We start from the raw sequence: 223 nt of genomic DNA, 5'->3' as shown, positions 1-223 counted from the left end.
CGTTCTCATGCTGGAACGTTTAGCCGAAAGGACCCCTGCCCATGCTGTCCACTGATCAACGCGGTAACATCCTCGTCGTCCAGGTCGAGGAGAAACGGATCGACGCCAGCACGGCGCCTATCTTCAAGGACGAGATGACGAGGTGCATCGAGGGCGGGCAGAACCAGATCGTCCTCGATCTCAGCCGGGTGGACTTCATCGACAGCTCGGGGCTCGGCGCCCT

1 protein-coding gene is annotated in these 223 nt (G+C 61.0%); it reads left to right on the top strand.

The genetic code is table 11. The features are described 5' to 3' along the window. Positions 1–41: 41 nt before the first annotated feature. A partial coding sequence (locus E4K09_RS23610) for an STAS domain-containing protein (RefSeq protein ID WP_134500146.1) occupies positions 42–223 on the top strand: 182 nt, incomplete at its 3' end.

This window comes from Microvirga pakistanensis, assembly GCF_004458765.1.
In the GTDB taxonomy this organism is placed as follows: domain Bacteria; phylum Pseudomonadota; class Alphaproteobacteria; order Rhizobiales; family Beijerinckiaceae; genus Microvirga; species Microvirga pakistanensis.
The sequence above is the reverse complement of the archived record's forward strand: the minus strand, read 5'-3'. Positions and strand labels throughout refer to the sequence as shown.